This is a genomic window from Calditrichota bacterium (assembly GCA_020637445.1).
GTDB lineage: Bacteria > Electryoneota > RPQS01 > RPQS01 > RPQS01 > JABWCQ01.
This window is the reverse complement of the sequence record JACJVZ010000001.1, coordinates 457290-475191: the sequence shown is the minus strand read 5'-3', so window position 1 is coordinate 475191 and position 17902 is coordinate 457290. Positions and strand designations below refer to the sequence as shown.

Annotated in this window: 10 protein-coding genes; 5 read left to right on the top strand and 5 right to left on the bottom strand. The window is 53.9% G+C overall.

Annotated elements, in window-relative coordinates; genetic code table 11:
- Positions 1 to 18: 18 nt before the first annotated feature.
- Positions 19 to 3648, bottom strand: a complete 3630-nt coding sequence (locus H6507_01790; GenBank protein ID MCB9367833.1) for a vitamin B12-dependent ribonucleotide reductase — start codon at positions 3646 to 3648, stop codon at positions 19 to 21.
- Positions 3649 to 4294: 646 nt separating this feature from the next.
- Between H6507_01790 and H6507_01785 the strand changes: the two genes are divergently transcribed.
- From H6507_01785 to H6507_01765, 5 genes are all read left to right on the top strand, one after another.
- Complete coding sequence (locus tag H6507_01785; GenBank protein MCB9367832.1) at positions 4295 to 4513, top strand: 30S ribosomal protein S18; 219 nt, start codon at positions 4295 to 4297, stop codon at positions 4511 to 4513.
- Between the two features lie 36 nt (positions 4514 to 4549).
- On the top strand, positions 4550 to 4810 hold the full coding sequence (gene rpmB, locus H6507_01780; GenBank protein MCB9367831.1) for a 50S ribosomal protein L28: 261 nt from the start codon (positions 4550 to 4552) through the stop codon (positions 4808 to 4810).
- Between the two features lie 11 nt (positions 4811 to 4821).
- Positions 4822 to 5007, top strand: coding sequence for a 50S ribosomal protein L33 (gene rpmG / locus H6507_01775; protein ID MCB9367830.1), 186 nt, complete (start codon positions 4822 to 4824; stop codon positions 5005 to 5007).
- A gap of 87 nt (positions 5008 to 5094) precedes the next feature.
- Positions 5095 to 6873 (top strand): HAMP domain-containing protein, encoded by a 1779-nt coding sequence (locus tag H6507_01770; GenBank protein ID MCB9367829.1) that lies wholly within the window; start codon positions 5095 to 5097, stop codon positions 6871 to 6873.
- Positions 6870 to 8249: a sigma-54-dependent Fis family transcriptional regulator gene (locus tag H6507_01765; protein MCB9367828.1), complete on the top strand. Its 1380-nt coding sequence runs from the start codon at positions 6870 to 6872 to the stop codon at positions 8247 to 8249. The genes H6507_01770 and H6507_01765 overlap by 4 nt, the downstream gene beginning before the upstream one ends.
- Positions 8250 to 8578: 329 nt before the next feature.
- Here the strand turns inward: H6507_01765 and H6507_01760 are convergent, their stop codons facing one another.
- The 4 genes from H6507_01760 to H6507_01745 form a co-directional block, all read right to left on the bottom strand.
- Positions 8579 to 9964 carry a hypothetical protein gene (locus tag H6507_01760; protein ID MCB9367827.1) on the bottom strand — a complete coding sequence of 462 codons (1386 nt, stop codon included), beginning with the start codon at positions 9962 to 9964 and terminating at the stop codon, positions 8579 to 8581.
- 278 nt (positions 9965 to 10242) lie between these two features.
- Positions 10243 to 13278, bottom strand: coding sequence for a hypothetical protein (locus H6507_01755; protein MCB9367826.1), 3036 nt, complete (start codon positions 13276 to 13278; stop codon positions 10243 to 10245).
- A 3-nt stretch (positions 13279 to 13281) separates the two neighbouring features.
- Positions 13282 to 14238, bottom strand: a complete 957-nt coding sequence (locus H6507_01750; GenBank protein MCB9367825.1) for a hypothetical protein — start codon at positions 14236 to 14238, stop codon at positions 13282 to 13284.
- 263 nt (positions 14239 to 14501) lie between these two features.
- Positions 14502 to 17813 (bottom strand): PDZ domain-containing protein, encoded by a 3312-nt coding sequence (locus H6507_01745; GenBank protein MCB9367824.1) that lies wholly within the window; start codon positions 17811 to 17813, stop codon positions 14502 to 14504.
- Between the last annotated feature and the right edge of the window lie 89 nt (positions 17814 to 17902).

Below are 17902 nucleotides of genomic sequence, written 5' to 3'. Positions count from 1 at the left end.
TTCAGTGTTTGTTAAGACTTAGCTGCAGCCACTGGTGCCGCCGCAGGTCGCGCACTTCAGGCACGTCCCGTTGCGGACCATGGTGAAGCTGCCGCATTCGGAACAGGCGTCTCCTTCGTAGCCTTGAATGCGGGCGATTTCTCTTAGTTTTGCTTTGGCGTTTCCGTTTCCGTTGCCGTTGGTGTAAGTGGCTTCGGCGTACGTTGCTTGAGGTGTTTCGATTTCCGTGTGAACTTCTGCAACTGGAGCAGCAGAAGCAGGTGCATGCGCCTGCGGCGAGAGGGTGTCTTCTTCACGGTCGGCCTTCTCCTCAATGGTGTCATGGGCGATCGGAATAACGGCGGCTTCCCCGTCGTGGTTTTTGCCGCCGTTGATGGCGTCACTGCGCGAGGTTTCGGAATGGGCATCGACGACGTGCGCGAGATCGTGGCGATCCAAATAAGTGATCGCCAATTCACGGAACACATAGTCAATGACCGAGGTTGCGTATTTGATATGATCGTTGCCGCCAACGGGACCGTTGGGGTCGAAACGCGTGAACACGAACGCGTCCACGTATTCATCCAGCGGCACGCCGTGCTGCAAGCCCAAACTTACGGCAATCGCGAAACAGTTCATCAAGCTGCGGAAGGACGCGCCTTCCTTGTGCATATCGAGGAAGATTTCGCCGAGCGAACCGTCATTGTAGTCACCGGTCCGCAAATAAATCTTGTGCCCGCCGATGCGCGCCTTTTGCGTATAGCCGCGACGACGGTCAGGCAATCTGCGACGGCGCGTTTCGTAGATGATTTTTTCGACGGCAGAGCTGACGGCGTCGGTTTCCTGCGCGCCCTCTTCAAGACCGAGCGATGCAATGCCGAAATCGTCCGACGTGGAATTCAAGGGCTGAGAAAGTTTTGAGCCGTCGCGATAGAGCGCGACCGCTTTCAACATCATGCGCCAGCTCTGGTAGTAGGCGTCCTTAATCTTCTCGACCGACGCGTGACGCGGAAGATTGATGGTTTTGGAGATTGCTCCGCTGATGAACGGCTGCGCGGACGCCATCATCTTCAAGTGCGCGAGCGGCTGAATGTAGCGCTGTCCATAGGCACCGCACTGATTGGCGCAATCAAAAACGGGCAGATGCTCGGATTTCAGATGCGGTGCGCCTTCAATGGTCATGCGGCCGCAGATGAAATCGTTTGCCAAACGAATCTGCTCTTTGGAAAAATCCAGCGCAGTCAACAAGTCGCCGCCTGCTTCGCGCAAATTCGCGTCCGTGATTTTCAGACGATCGCGCACGACGTCCGCACCGATCACCCACGGAGTAACCGCGAAATTAATGCTGAAAGCGCCCTTAAGTTGCGCGTCGATTTTGTCGAGAGCTTCTTCGGGCAGACCTTTAGCCCGCAGAGTTTCCCTGTTAATGTGCGGCGCGCCTTCCAGTTTGCTCGTGCCGGAAACGTACTGTGTGATCTGACGGATTTGAGCTTCGCCGTACCCCAAATTTTCGAGCGCAATCGGCACGCTGCTGTTGATAATACGGAAGTAGCCGCCGCCGGCGAGTTTTTTGTACTTGACGAGCGCGTAATCCGGTTCTATTCCCGTCGTGTCGCAATCCATGACCAGGCCGATCGTACCGGTGGGCGCAATCACCGTTGCTTGCGCATTGCGGTAACCGTTCTGAACGCCAAGGGCAAGCGCTTCGTCCCACACGTCACGCGCGGCATCGGCCAGTTCACTCGGACAATGAGCGACATCAAGCGGCTGCGGCAATACCGTCAACCCTTCATAGCCGTCTAACGTGCCGCCATAAGCCGCGCGGCGGTGGTTACGAATCACACGAAGCATCGGTTCGTGGTTGCGCATATACGCCGGAAACGATCCAAGTTTGGCGGCCATTTCACCGGACGTTCGATACGATTCGCCGGTCAAGATCGCCGTCAACGCCCCGCACCACGCACGGGCCTCGGGGCTGTCATAGCCCATGCCCATCACCATCGCAAGCGTGCCAAGATTGGCGTAGCCCAAACCAAGCGTGCGATATTCATACGAGCGACGAGCGATGTTTTGCGATGGGAACTGTGCCATCTCAACGGAAATATCGAGCACGACAGTCCACGTTCGAATGGCATGACGGTATGAGTCTACGTCAAACTTCCCTTCAGACGTGTTCAAAAACTTAGTCAGATTCAAACTCGCCAAATTGCACGCCGTGTCGTCGAGGAACATGTACTCGGAACACGGGTTGCTGGCTTCAATCCGGCCGTCGAGCGGACAGGTGTTCCACTCGTTGATCGTCGTGTCGTATTGAATTCCCGGATCGGCGCTGGCCCATGCGGCTTCTGCAATTTCGTTCCAGAGATCGTGCGCACGCATGGTCTTCGTGACACGGCCATCGGTGCGAGCTTTGAGTTCCCATTTCTCGTCGCGTTCGACCGCCTTCATGAACTTGTTGTTCAAACGCACGGAGTTGTTGGAATTTTGTCCGCTCACCGTTTGATAAGCGGCGTTGTTCCAGTCCGTGTCGTAGGTGTCGATACGCATCTCGGTGTAGCCTTGAGACGCGAATTGCAGAGTACGATGAATATACGGGTCGGGGATAAAATCTTTTCTGGCGCGCAAAATCGCAGTGCGCAAGCGGGAATTGAACTTCGGATTTAGACGTGAATCGGTTGGAACAGTCTGATCGTGTGAGGCCTTCAAAATTTCATTGAGACGCGACTCGCAAACTTTGGAGCCTGCGACCAACGCGGCGACTTTCTGTTCTTCCACGACCTTCCATTGAACGAACTCTTCGATATCCGGGTGATCGGCGTCCAAGCAGACCATCTTGGCCGCCCGACGTGTCGTGCCGCCTGACTTGATCGCTCCTGCCGCACGGTCGCCGATCTTGAGAAAACTCATCAGGCCGCTCGAGACTCCGCCGCCCGAAAGACCTTCTTCGTCGCCGCGAATTTTCGAGAAATTCGTGCCCGTGCCCGAGCCGTACTTGAAGAGTCTGGCTTCACGAACCCACAGATCCATGATGCCGCCTTCGTTGACCAGATCGTCGTCGACGGACTGGATGAAACAAGCGTGCGGCTGAGGACGAGCGTAGGCGCTCTGGGAACGCTCCAATTCCCCTGTCTTGGGATTCACGAAGTAGTGGCCCTGCGCATGTCCTTCAATAGAATACGCCCAATGGAGCCCGGTGTTAAACCACTGCGGACTATTGGGCGCACAAATTTGAGCCGCCAGCATGTACTGCAGCTCATCGAAGAAAATGTGAGCGTCGTGCTCACCGTCGAAGTAGCCGGCCTTCCAGCCCCAGTACGTCCAGCAACCGGACAAACGGCGGAACACCTGCCGGGCATCGCGTTCGCCTCCGAAACGGGAAGTTTCCGGCATCTTGTCCAAAATGGACCAGTCAGGTTCGTGCCTGAGCAGCCATTCCGGGACACCTTCTTCCCAAACCGGCCGGGAAGCCATTGGTACGCCCGCCTTGCGCAGATATTTCTGGGCGAGCACATCAACAGCCACCTGCGACCAGCCCTCGGGGGCGAAGATCTCTTTGGCCTCGAACAGGACTTTGCCCTCGGGCGACGTCAGCTTGGACGCCCAAGGCGTGAAGCGAATGTCCGCATAGACATCCTGACCTTCACGAGTATAAAAACGTGTGAATTTCAAAGCGGCTCCTGGTACTCCAAAAGGTTCTATCTTCCCTGTCATCCATTAAGCAACCACGTCCCTGTACCATATATGCAAGCCTCTCTATCCACATCATCATACCGCATGTATGCGCCGCGCTCATCAAAACCACAATATCTGGTGGTGCATCGTTGGGGCCGTAATATATAACAGGACTGGCGCTCTGTCAATAGACTTAACATTGTTTTCCGAAATGTTTTCCACATCACAATTCCCTAAAATTCATCAATTTCAAACGCGAAAAGAGCAAAAACAATGAGATAGCAATGAGGAGTTCCTAAGCTGAGCTATTTCTGTTGATTGCACGTTGTGAAATCGTAAGAAACTGAGGAATAGCGGATTGCTAAACATCTGAGCAGACCTCTTGCTAACAGTTAGATAACATAAATGCCTCTCGAAGATATGCAATTTTATTCATATGTTCAACCTTTGTGCTGCTTTTTTCTAACTTATGACTGCCTCCAAAGGCGCAAAATAGACCGAAATTTGCCTTGACATTCCAAATCCCTTCTCTTATATTTTGAGGCTTACGCCGAACCCGGCGCAATTTTCATTTTTGAGACCCCCTATGGCTTTTCAGAAACCCCGTCAACGCAGCAACAGCGCAACCCGTATCCGGACCGGAATGGCCCGCAAGCCCTCCTATCTCGAAGAACACGGGATCAAGCATATCGACTACAAAGACACCAAGCTGCTGCAACGCTTCATTGGCGCCAACGGCCGGATCCTTCCGCGCCGCTTGACCCGTCTCGACCGTCAACAACAGCGCCTGATGACGCTCGCTATTAAGCGCGCGCGCCACATCGCCCTGTTGCCGTTCGTTCAGGAAGCCGAAGCGTTCTAAGAAACCGAGCACCCCGCTCGCTAACCAGAGAAGATCATGTCACGTACTTGTCCGATAACCGGCCGCGGCCGTCACAAGGCGCACAACGTCAGCCACGCGAACAATAAGACGCGTAAGTGGCAGTACCCGAACCTGCGCACCAAGCGCTTCTTCGACGAAGCGACGGGAACATGGATCCGCGTCCGAGTTTCCGCACGCGGTCTGAAGACCCTGACGAAGAACGGTTTGCCCGCCGAATGGCGCAAGCAGCTTGAATTGCACGCGGCGCTGCATAAGCACGAACACCACGAAGGCTAAGGAGCAGAATCATGGCGAAAAAGACCAAAGAAGGACGCATCATCGTGATACTCGAGTGCACTGAGGCGCGCGCCAAGGGTTTGACTCCGAGCCGTTACAACACGATGAAGAACCGCAAGAATACGCCGGATCGTCTGGAATTGATGAAATACAACAAGAACCTGCGCAAGATGACGTTGCACCGCGAAGTCCGTTAGGGCGATGCGCGGAGTTTTCTGCGAGTTTTATTACGTTTGTTTGCTCGGGCCACACTGTTGGCCCGTTTTCTTTTCAGGAGAATTCCGATGCTGAAATCCCCACTATTTCTGCGAGCAACACTCTGGACACTCGTGGCCGGCGCAGTTTTGACCGCCGTGAGCCTGTTCGTGTTTCAGCGCGTCGTGACGTCACGCGTCCGCGGCACGGTCGGCGACGAGCTCATGACCAGCCAGCGAGTCGTGCGGCAGCTCCTTGACCAACAAGAGGAATTCTTGCACGCCGTTGCCATCAATCAAGCTGAGTATATTTCGATGATGGACATGCACGAATCTCCGGACAGCGCGACGCATTGGGGAAAACACTATCTTGACATGGCGATGCTTGACCTGCTGCAAATTGAAGACAGCACCGGACACGTCGTGACAAGTGTTATCCGCGGCGAAGAGACACCTAGCGATTCCGAGCTGTTCAAACTGATGGGTCTGAGGTTTCAGTATGACGATATGTACTTGTACCAGATTGCGTCGGCGGAACTTCCGGATCATTCGGGCAAACGGGTTTACGTCGGCAAGCGGTTGGATACGCGCTGGCTGTGGGGACTTTCAGAGATTACGCGCAGCCGCATGGCCGTCTACACAGGTAACAAGTTCCTCTTCGTCAGTGTAGATTCAACGTTGATCAATCCAATTGGATCTTCGATGCCGTGGGACATGTCGGCGATGATGCATCCACTCGAGATGAAGATTGCCGATCAAGACATGCTGGTGATGTGTGAAGGATTGCCGGACGGACCTTCGCCGGATTTGTGCGTGCTGCTCGTGCGGGACTTGGAACCGGAACTTGCCATTCTAAAAGATATCAAACTCAGCGTCGGCGTGCTTGCCGGAGTGATCTTATTACTGATGACGGTAATCGCTGGATTTGGCGTCGCCAAGTTGGTCGGACGGGTGCGCGCGTTGAACAGCGCCGCGGCGGCACTTGAGCGCGGCGAAGCGGATACAGTCCTGCTCGGCGGAGGCCACGACGAAATCGGCAGTCTAACGAAGCGGTTCGGTGCGATGCGTGAAAAGCTGCACGAACGGCAGAAGCAGTTGGAGTTCTTGAACAAACGGCTGTCGGAACAGATGAAAGAACTTAGGCAGACCCAGCGGCAACTCATCCAATCCGAGAAACTAAGTACCGTAGGAAGACTTTCGGCACAGCTTTCACATGAGCTTAACAATCCGATTTGTAATATTCAAAACTGCGTCGAAGTCTTAGGCCGTCCGACAATTGCTAAAGACGAAGCTCAAGAGTATGTGCATCTAATTAGAGATGAAGTCGGGCGCATGGCGAAACTGACCAGACAATTGCTTGACTTTCACAGACCGGCCAAGGAAGAGTTCAGGCAGATGAACCTCAACGCGGTCGTAGAGTCCGTCTTGAAGGTGTCTACGCCGCAGCTTGATTCCAAAGGAGTCAAATCCATCTTGGAACTTGACAGCTCCCTCCCTGCCATGTGGGGTGACGCGGATCAGATTAAGCAAGTGCTGCTTAACTTGATTCTGAACTCTGTGGATGCCATGCCCGGTGGAGGCACAATCACCGTCAGAACCCATGCGGAAGAAGAGCAAGTCGTCATGGAAGTAAGTGACACGGGAATCGGAATGGACGAGGCCACGCGGGACAAAATCTTTGACGCATTTTTCACGACCAAATCAGAAGTCGCCGGCGTGGGATTGGGTTTATTCGTTTGCTACAAGATCATTCGTTTGCACGGCGGCTTCGTCGACGTGAATTCCGTTCCGGGTGAAGGCTCAACTTTTAGCGTCAAACTACCACTCAAGCCTGCCCATATTTCCGTCGAAGAAGGCGAGTTGGTATGAGCACGACGCGAATACTGCTTGTGGACGACGATTTGGCTTTCCGCAAATCAACGTCCAAACTGCTCGAGAACGATTTCTGTATCATTGAAACCGCAGCGTCCGGCGAAGCGGCCTTGGCACGCTTTGCGGAAATCCGTTTTGATGCGGTCTTGTGCGACTTGGTCATGCAGGGTATGAGCGGGCTTGAACTGCTGCCGAAACTAATTGAGATCGACCCGCATGTGCCGGTCATCATGGTCACAGGGCACGGATCGATTGACTCGGCAATCGCCGCAATGAAAGCGGGCGCCGTGGATTACGTGACAAAACCGTTTGACTCGGACGAATTGCGCCTGCGTTTGATGCGCGCAGTTGAGCAAGAACGCCAACGCAAAGAGTTTGAAATACTCCAAGATCAGCTTCTGACGCGCACGGGATTTTCCGGCATGCTCGGGCGGAGCAGAGCGATGGAAGACGTATTCGCTCTCGCGAACAAAGTGGCGTCAAGCGACATTACGGTTCTGGTCTTGGGCGAAACGGGAACGGGAAAGGGTCTGCTCGCGCAGGCTATTCATGCAAACTCGGCGCGCGCAAAAAAACCGTACGTGAGCGTAAACTGCGCGGCGCTGACGCCGACTCTCCTCGAAAGCGAACTCTTCGGTCACGAGAAAGGCGCGTTTACGGGAGCAATTGAGCGGCGCATCGGAAGATTTGAACTTGCGGATTCAGGAACGTTGTTTCTCGATGAGATAGGCGAGCTCACTCCCGAGCTGCAAACGAAGCTCTTGGACGTCGTGCAGGAAAAAAAGTTCGAACGTGTCGGCGGTTCACAAACGATTCAGGTGGACGTCAGACTTATCACCGCAACGAACCGAAACTTGGTTGAGCGTGTAAAGGCCGGAAAATTTCGTGAGGACTTGTATTACCGTCTGAACGTCGTGCCGATTTCGATTCCGCCACTCCGTGCGCGGAGGGATGATATCGAGTTGCTTGCAGCACATTTTCTGTCACAGGCAGGCGAACGAATCGGAAAACCCGAAATTAAGTTTGCGTCTGCCGCGTGGCGAAAACTTCTGGAACACTCGTGGCCGGGAAATGTGCGGGAGTTGCAAAACGCTATCGAACGAGCGGCGGTGCTTGCAGAGGGCGGCGAGGTTACGGAGATTCTGTTTGCAGAAATCGCTTCGACCGAACTACAGACAGCTCTGCCAACAGACCGGCCGCTTAAGGACCTTTTGAAGGATGAGACAGAACGGATCGAGAAAGCCTATTTGGCAGCCTTGCTGGGCCGCTTTGGAGGCAGTGTCAGCAAAACCGCAGAGCATGCTGGCTTGGACCGGAGAACGATTTTCGAGAAAATGAAGCAATATGACCTTCGAAAAGAAGACTATAAGTGACCCCTCAATGGGAGATTTCCCTCCCATTGGGAATGTGACTTCACAAAAGCGACGCAATTTGCGTCGTTTTTCTTGTTGTAACCTTCTGTTCCTTCACATCCTATGGATTCAAGATGTTATGGCATGATGGTTGTAATAAGGACTTATAGATTTAATCGAAGCTGCAGGAAGGCGAAGGGATGGCGCGAGACTTCAAATTCCAATTGTAAGCAGCATCGTTCGCCAGCGAGGGTGGTTACTTCCCCAGGCCCATCTTCGCTGACACTTTAGAAAAGCCCCCGACATATAACGTGTCGGGGGCTTTTTCTGTTCAGAAAAAAGGAGTCAGCTTAGAGTTTTGGCTTGCGCTCCAAGTTGGCGATCTGTGAATCCGCGCGCGGCGGCAGATAGGTCACAGTCGTTCCGCTGAAGTTAAACCTCGCGACTTCGATGTTGCCGTCTTGCGGAACCGTCGCGCTATAGGTTCTGGTTGTGCCGCGAACGACCGTCCGGACATTTACCGCTTGCGACGCGATGTCGTTGCCGCAAGCAGAGAACCAATCGACGAATACCACGTATTCACCTACGGGCGGTGACGACGTCCAGTAGATATTTTCCGGGCGTCCGTTCTCGTAGTTGCCGCAAAGATTGTCGCGATCCAAGACTCCGCCTGAACTCGATGGATTATTGCCGTAATAGCAATACTCGCTGTCCGGATCGAGCACAAACAGGTCGAGGTCAAGCGCCAAACTATTAAACCAAGTCAGTGTAACTTGAATATCGCCTGTTCCAACCGGAGTCGTCGGCACAGGAGTACAGTCGCAACGTCCGTCCGTGTACTCTGCTCCGATTCCGTCCCCGCCCACTGTCAATTCTGTGCAATCGTAGTTGTGCAATCCATTCCATGAAGGCCTTGCCGCATTGTCAACCACATATTGCGAAGTTAGCCAGCGATGCGTATAGATGGGATCGTGCTCGCTGGGATCATGGCTGTATGTTACGCAGATATGGTACCAGCCTTGCGGCATCCACCACTGCCCATTGTTGGTCACACCGATATTGTGATTCCATGGCGCCCAGAAAGATTGTAACCCTTCTGCCGGTATCCATTGAGCATCGCGCTGCGGATATCGCAAACTGTCCGGGACAGCACAAAGCCCTACCCACTTCGATGAGTTGTTGTCTACCCAAATACAGCCTACTCCTTGCGGATCAACTTGGCGACAACTTAGGAACCAAGGTGAAAAGTGAAAGGTCTGAGCGCTGACAGATCGTGTATCCGCGTGATAGTCACCCGCAAACAGCTCTACTTGACCCGTGGCCGGATTTACGCGATAAAGATTGACTTCCATGTCGCCCGGATCGCGGTCGTCCAAGAGGGGAATCTCCACGGTTACCTCCCGTGCGAACACGAATCCCTCAGGTCCCAACCTGTAGAGGCGCGAATCCATGGTTTCACCCGCAGGTGGGGTAATGCTTGCGTCTTCGTACGCTTCAATGGAAAAGACCATCGTCGACGGCGACCCGTCTGCTTGTGTCGGCACTGCACCTTCGGGAACATAGAGCCTCGCGCCGGCCGGAGTTTCGATTACACCTTCTTGTGACGATGTGAACGTGCCGCTGGCAACGTCGTCGCTTGTAGACGGCTCTTGTGTGTCATCATTATTGTCTTTTGGACATCCAATGATAAATAATGCGGCAGATAAAAACAGAATTAGTACTTTTCTTAAATCCACGGGGCACCTCCATTAGGATAAAGCTACCGAAGTATCTGAAAGTTTCGAATAGCATAATTTAATCAATGACTGTCGACAAAAAAAGACGTCGAAAAGGAGCGATGTCTTGCTTTCCAAAAACATGGCGGGTATTCGTTGACAAAACGTGTCAATGAGTAGTCCTCATACTTCAAAGGAAATGTTGAAAAGTCACATAGAGGTATTTATCTCGATTGTGCGAACAAAAAGCGGGGCAGCCTTGTTGGACTGCCCCGCTTTTGATATCCGCCCTACTCCGTTTACGGAATTTCCACTTCGGGCGAGTACATCGTTACGACGTAGAAGTAGCGTTCCGATTCGTCTCCCAGAGCTTGATCATCGCGGAAGAACGGCTCCGTCGTCGTGCCTATGACGGTTTGATCGGACGGTTCGAAGTCCGGTCGTGTACTCCGATGCACGTAGTACACGGGCTCAGTGTCGTCAGGCTCCCAATTCAAACTGATGCCCGTTGCGTCTTTGTGGATCACAACGTGAATGACAAAGCACTTTCCGCAACTCAAGCGCATCTGGTAGTCGGAACAAGAATATCCGTTGTAAACCGTCGGTGCGACGTACAAGTAGTACGTACCCGGGGGCAGGCATTTGCGAATAATCTGTTTTGACTGGCAGGCAAATCCGGTTGCATAGGCCACCGACTGCATAAGACTACAATCAGGCACCGGATGCAGAATGGACATCTCGTAGGGGAACTCCGCCCGCACTCTCCACTGGATTCGGCGCGGAGCTGTCAAAGTGAATTCGTACCAGTCGGTATCACGCGAGCCTCCCATCGCCCACGACGTGCCGCACAACTGATCACCGCATGAAATCGAACTGAACGTCGGAGGAGTCGAATTGCAGCCTTCGTTGAACGGAGGTCCGAATAGGTTCGGACATGGTTCGCCCTCTGACGGCAGCGAAGCATCGCAGTCGAATTGGCACGGACAATGACACGGTTGACAGGTAACCGTAATCACGTACGGCCCGGACGTGCCGACATTACTCTCGATCATGAAGTTGTAGAGTCCCGACTGCAAACAACCTGAGGTCAAGCGAGCATCCGAACCAATCCCCGAATCGTAATCGAATTCGAGAATGGTCGCGCAATCCGCCGCGTAGAGCCAAATATTCGGATCGAGTCCGCCGCCAAAAGCCGTGAATGCCGGATCATCATTCGCATGCACGTCAATAATCAGTGAATAGCAACCCGTGGACGGAACCAAAACAGAATACCAGTCTTGATCGGGCGGAGTTCCGGGAATTGACTGTGAAATTTCTCCGCACGCCGTATCGGAACACGCTATTAACGGATTGTTGGCCGTGCAGGTATTATTCAAAGGCTCAATGTCGATATCGGGATACGGGCAATTGGTGTTGCAAGGACAGTCATGGCAGTCGGCAGAGAAGACATAGGGACCGGTGCTGCCACCTACCCCGGCGATTCTGACCATATACTGCCCGGGACTCAGACACGCGGAAACCAGTCGGCTGTCATTTGCGATTCCCGAATTGTCGTCCAAGGCAATTTGTGTTGTGCAGGCCGCGTCCCACAACTCGACGACGGGATCAAGTCCCGCGAGATAGCCGTAGTATCCCGGAGTTCCGTTTGCGAACACGTCCAGCGTAATGCGTTGACAATTTGGACCGAACACGAAGAACAGATACCAATCTTGATCCACAGTTGGGCCGAGCAGGATCTCGCCGCACAAGGTATCTCCGCATATGAACTCCGCAGGGGCTGTGGAGCATGCGTCATTTGCAGGCTCAAAGTCGCGGCTCTGATAAGGACATGGCGGCGGACAGGCGCATGGGAAACACGTAATCGATAAGACATACGGGCCGACCGTATTCAAGACTCCGGCTACGCGAATGTGGTACCAACCGGGTGTTAGACATGTCGTGGTCAGGAGAGCATCGTTGCCGAAACCGCCGTTGTTGTCTTGTCCGACAAGCGTCGTGCAATCGGCGGCGTAGAGCTGGATGGCAGGATCGAGTCCTTGCGCGAACGGGAAAAAGCCGGGCGTATCATTTCCGTAGACGTTCATCAATACTCGCTGGCACGGCGTACCGGCGGGAATTTCGAATGTGTACCAGTCGTCGTCCGGCACAGGTCCTTGAACGATTTCGCCGCAGATCGTGTCTGTACAAGTCAATTGCACATTGTTGAAACCGCAAGCGTCGTTTGCGGGATCGAAATCGAGATCAGGATAGATGCACGTCTGACCACCGGGACAAGGCGCGCAATTTACAGATGCGACGTACTCTTTACAAGCGGGAGGACTGCCAAAATCCGCGGAATTCGTAGGAAGAACAGTCAACCAATAGATACCGGGATCCAGACAGATCGACAAACAGAGCGGCACGCAAGCGGGTGCGGTTCCTTGTGTGTAGATGACCGGACTCGTACAGCTTGTATAGGCCATCATGATAGACGCCGCAACGTCAAAGTCCGCAGTGACGCACCACGTCAGCGTATCACGCGACGTGATTGTTACTTCATAGAAGTCCCAATCAGGCAAATCGTGATGGTAGCTCGATCCGCAGATGGTATCGCCGCAATGTACATGCACGGCAGACGGCGGATAGGAGTAACAGCCTGAGTTGTATTGGTCGTTGTAATTCGGACAAGGTTCGCCTTCGGGAATCGCTGTTCCTGACAAAGGACATTCCACGCATCCGGCTGAGCAGGGATAGCAATCGACGCGCGCCGTGTAAGGCTCACAATAGCCGGGCAGAGAATAAGCGTTGATTTTCAGCCAATAGGTTCCCGGCGGAAGGCAGACTCCGACTTCCAGCGATTCACACTTGGCCGAATAGTAACTCGTGGCCCACGTGATTTCTCCAGCGCAGCCTGCGAGAGGTTCAGTGATAGAAATCGTGGCCGCGACGTTTGAATGCACTCTCCACACGACGCTGTCGTGTTCCGCGAGCACAAGTTCATAGACATCCACGTCCTGTACGTTGTACCACGAAGACTGAGGTACCGCCCAACTCGTGCCGCAGACTTCCATGCCGCACTCAATCGGCGACACAAAAACACCCGCCGCCGTGCAACCGCCGTTAAACGTGTCGGGATCGTTGGGGCAAGGTTCGCCTTCCGCGACTCCCGCAGGTCCGCATTCGGGACAGGGAATACAAGGCTGGCAATCCAAAGTTACCGTGTAGTTGCCGTTCGCGCAGGTTACGCTTCCGACAGGGCCGCTGGGTTCAATTACGATGAAATACGATCCCGGTTCAAAACATCCGCCGATACAAACTGTGTCACAAGCCAGACCACCGGTCGAGCTAATCGGCATGACTCAAGCAGGCGCGTATTCATAGATTGTAACGGTCAAATCAAACTCCGCCAAAATGCAGAAGCGAATCGAGTCGCGCTGCGTCAGTGTAACCCAGTATGCGTCTTTGTCCAACCACGTGGCTGTGTGCGTGGCTTTGCCGCACATCGTTTCACCGCAGGCGATGGTCTCGTAGCCGCTGCCGAAACACGCTGGCCCGGCATTGGGATCCGGATAGACCGCCGGGCAAACTTCGGTTTCGTATGAAGCGCCGGGGGGGCAGACGACGCAGCCTGTTCCCACAAAACACGACGGCAGAACGGAAAGATCAACCGTCAATTGATAGTTGCCGGATTGTCCCGGCGCGCCATCCACGACGAAGTAATAGGCGATGCTGCGCGCGAGGTCGATTCCGGAACAGCAGCTTTGGGGAGCGCAGTCGGGTGAATCGTCGTTGCAGCAGATGAGAATTGGTTGATCCGTGCCGGGACAGTCACGCCAAACGCTGAGCACCGTGTTGTACGAAGATCCGCACAGAGAAACGTCGACGGTCATGTCAACGTTCGGAGTGAATCTGTAGACCACATCGGGAGCGCTGCCACCGGGAAAACAGATTGTCGTGAAATCATCATTGTAACCCGCGGTCGTTCCCGTGTCTGTGTAGGGCAGCGATGGAATGACGGTCACTGAAGTGCAATTGTCTCCGCCTTGATCAAGAGAGCTTCCACGCTCTCGACGGCGTTCGTCAAGCTGTACCGCAAGTTGATTCAATTGCTCTTGCAGCGGTGCGACGGCATCCACGCCTGCACAAGCAAGCGAGAGGCGCCAAATTTCTGCATCGAGCCTGTGCATCTCAGCAGTGATGCCGTCTATTTCCGTCGGCACACTGGAATCGTTGTTTTGACTTTGCCCGGCCCGCAACACAAGCACTCCGGACAGCAAGACTACAAAGCTGATAACAAGAAGACCACGCAAATTCATGGGGGACCTGCCTTTTCAATTTGCTAACGAATTACTAACAATTTACAACGTTTAGTCACAACTGACAACGATTTACCTCCTCATCTTTTTGAAAGTTTTGGACGAATTGGTCAGGTTATCGACCCCTTTAGAGTATCAAAATCAACATTTTGACACGGAATGGCAGCAGGCCTTGTACTGCTTGTGACGAAAAAGAGGCGTCCGACTTCTGAGCAAAAAGAAAGGGCGTCCGAGGGACGCCCTTTCTATGCAAACAGGAAGTACTATTGAGTTGGACCAGTCGCCGCCTTGATTGGGAACGGCGGCATCGGTACGTCTTTGCGGGGTTCTTTCTTGATCATATCGCGGCACCACTTGATGGCATAATCGAGCTGATCGTCCGTGCCATTCAAAAGGTGCTTGACGTTTTGGTCGACCTCGACATCCGGAGTCACGCCGGGCCCTTCAATCAACCATTTGCCATCCGCGCCCCAGCCTGTGAACTCAGGTTGAGTGGATCCACCGCCGTCAATGAAAGGCTTGCCGCCGCGAATGCCAACCCATCCGCCCCACGTGCGCTTGCCAACCAACGGTCCGAGCTCGAGGCGCTTCCAGCCTTCCGAAAACGTTTCGCCGTCGGAACCAGTTTGTTCGTCGCACAGCGCAATCATTTGACCTTGGAAAGCCGAGCTGGGATCGTGATCGCGCGAACCGTTGCGCGCCATTCCCCACGACCAAATTTTCCGGTCAAGCTGGCTGAGGATCCAGCGGGCAATGTTGCCGCCGCCATTGTTTCGGACATCAAAGATGAACGCCTTCTTGCCGTAAACCTGCGGGTAGTATTCGCGCATGAACTGTTCCATTCCCGGAGGGCTCATATCCGACAAGTGCAGATATGCAATATCATCTCCGCCGTGTTCCTTGACATACGCCATCCGGCCCTTGACCCAATCCCAGTATCGAAGATCACCTTCGTCGCCCATCGCCTTAACGACGAACTCGCGCGCGCCTTCCACTGAAGGCTTGTCGTTGACCGAGACCATCACGAGCTTGCCGCTCTTGTTACTCAAGAGTTCGAAGTAGTTGCTCACGGAGTTCACGGGCTTGCGATCGATGGCAACCAGATAGTCGCCGGCTTTCACATCCAAACCAACCTGTGACAGCGGACTCGTTCGGTCTTTGTCCCACGGATCGGGCGCAAGAATCTTGTCGATCTTGTAGAAGCCGTTGCTCTCGCGCGTGACGTCGATGCCGAGCATACCGACTCCGATGTGCTTGGAGCGTTCGCGGTCGCCGCCGAAAATATAGGCGTGGCCGGCATTCAATTCTCCGAAGAGCTGACCGAGGATGTCATTCAATTCGTCACGAGACGTGATGCGGTCAATCAAAGCCGCATAGCGGTCACCCTGCTTCTTCCAATCCACGCCGTGCATGTTGGGATCGTAGAAGAAGTCGCGATCAAGCCGCCATGCTTCCCAGTAAATCTGCTTCCACTCCGCTCGGGGATTGACGTCATACGACCATTCTTCGAGATGCAGACCCTTGTCTTTGTCGTCCTTGTCCGGCTCCGGCTCTTTGGTGTCACCAGCATCCATGATGATGAAGTCGTTCTTCTTGCGAACCACCATCTTCTTGCCGTCCAGCGAGAAGCTGTATCCGCGCGCGCCGTCGACCACCACATTGTCTTTCTTCTTTTTGATCTCGAAGCAGCGCAAGGCAACAGCAGGATCTTCGTCAAAATCGTGGAAGTCGCCGTCTTTCCATCCGCGCACGTCAAAAGCGACATAGTAGAGCTTGCCTTCCGTCGCACCCAATCCGCCGTAACGGCCCGGATCAGACGGCAACAGGACAATACGGTTAACGATTCCGTCCCAGTCAATCTTGACTTCGACTTTCTTCTCGTCTTTCTTGTCCTTGTCTTTGTCTTTGTCTTTGTCTTTGTCCTTCTTGTCGTCCTCTTTCTTCTCGTCGTCCTTCTTGTCACTCGCGATACTATTGTCTTCGGGCAGATACGGACTCTTGGTGTCTTTCGCGAGCGCGAGCATGAAAAGTTGGCTCGTTTTCAGCGTGATGAAAGAGTAATCGTTCTCGCCGTAGAAGGCATTTTGATTGCGGCGTGACGTGAAGTAGAGCCATTTGCCTTCGGGATCCCACGTCGGCGAATCGCTGTCAAACATCGGATCCGTGACAAGGTGAATCTTCTTCTCTTTCATGTCATAGATCTTGATCGCGCCAAACTTGTTGGGCATCGTCACGCTGTAGGCGATATAACGAGAATCGGGAGACCATTCGTACCCGTAGATTTCCCAGTCCGAAGAATCCAGCACGGACGTTGATCCGGTCTTGAGATTGATCAGAGCAAGTGTTCTGTCCTTGTTGCCGCAAACTCCCCATTCGCCGTCGGGGGACATGGCGACACTAAAGTTATACGTAGACGGTCCGGGAGCGACTTTGCGAGGCTCACCCTTGCCGTCGGCCGGAAACGCCCACAAAGTTTGGTCACCCATGCGGTCTGACCACGCGAAAATTTCTTTTCCGTCTTTGCTGTAGAACGGCGATTTCTGGCGCTCGCCCTGCTCGCTTGAAGATTGCAGAATAACACCGCGGCGCTCGGTCGAGGCCGTGAACAACGCACCGCGCGCACCGAGAACGATGCGTGAGCCGTCAGGCGAAAGTCCGTAGTCATTGGTGTAATCGTCGGGGGAAATGAACTTGTCGCGAGCCAAGAGCATTTCGCTGGGCAGCATCAGGTCGACTTTGCGTGTTTGCCCCGCGGCGATATCGTAGACATAAACGTCCGCACCGACTGTGTAGGCGATCTTGCCGTCGGCAAGGCTCGGCCACCGCACGTCGTAATCCCGATGCTGAGTCAACTGCTGAATATCCGAACCGTCGGGATTCATGCAGTAGAGATTGTCGCGATCGTCGTTGTTGCGCACGTAGAAGATTTTTCCGCCGTACCACATCGGAGTAGCGTTGTTGCCCTCCCACGTGGTCACTTGTTTGTAATCTTGCGCCTTCTGGCTGCCGACAATAATCTGCTCTGCCCATCCGCCTTTGTAGCGTTTCCACGTGCGGAATCCGAGCGAGAAGCGAGTATACGCGATACGATCTCCGCCGGGCTCAAAGGCGATATGCGCGGCTTCGGGAAGCGCCATTTTTTCCGGCCAACCGCCGTCCGTGCCGATCAAGTACATCTCGTACTGACGCATGCCGTTGTCGGAGTAATTACGATAAGCAACTCGTCCGTCATTCGTCCAAGCAGCGACCCAGTCGGCCCCCGGATGGTACGTCAGACGACGGGGCTCTCCGCCTTCCGGTGAAATGATATAGACATCAATGTTTCCGTCATAGTTTGCGCTAAAGGCAATCCACTTCCCGTCCGGTGAAAACATGGCGAAACGTTCTTCTCCGGGTGCGGAGGTCAGACGACGCGCGGCGCCGCCATTCAGCGGGGCGATCCAAAGGTCGTTGTCCGCGGTAAATGCGACCTGATTGCCATAGGCCGTCGGCCAGCGGTAATAGCCTTCCGTCGGCGCGGCATACAGCGAATATGCGGACAGGAGCAGTGTGACAAAGGTGATGAACAGATTCATGCGGGTTCCTTACTATCTGAGAGAGGAAAAGGCGAAGGGAATCGTCGTGCAAACGAGTGTAGGAGAAACGAGAACCATGCAGACAAAAT

Bases quoted from the DNA above. Each gene is read 5' to 3' on its own strand.
- H6507_01770 (MCB9367829.1), top strand. From the start codon at position 5,095: ATGCTGAAATCCCCACTATTTCTGCGAGCAACACTCTGGACACTCGTG.
- rpmG (MCB9367830.1), top strand. From the start codon at position 4,822: ATGGCGAAAAAGACCAAAGAAGGACGCATCATCGTGATACTCGAGTGC.
- H6507_01785 (MCB9367832.1), top strand. From the start codon at position 4,295: ATGGCCCGCAAGCCCTCCTATCTCGAAGAACACGGGATCAAGCATATC.
- H6507_01765 (MCB9367828.1), top strand. From the start codon at position 6,870: ATGAGCACGACGCGAATACTGCTTGTGGACGACGATTTGGCTTTCCGC.
- H6507_01755 (MCB9367826.1), bottom strand. From the start codon at position 13,278: ATGCCGATTAGCTCGACCGGTGGTCTGGCTTGTGACACAGTTTGTATC.
- H6507_01745 (MCB9367824.1), bottom strand. From the start codon at position 17,813: ATGAATCTGTTCATCACCTTTGTCACACTGCTCCTGTCCGCATATTCG.
- H6507_01750 (MCB9367825.1), bottom strand. From the start codon at position 14,238: ATGAATTTGCGTGGTCTTCTTGTTATCAGCTTTGTAGTCTTGCTGTCC.
- rpmB (MCB9367831.1), top strand. From the start codon at position 4,550: ATGTCACGTACTTGTCCGATAACCGGCCGCGGCCGTCACAAGGCGCAC.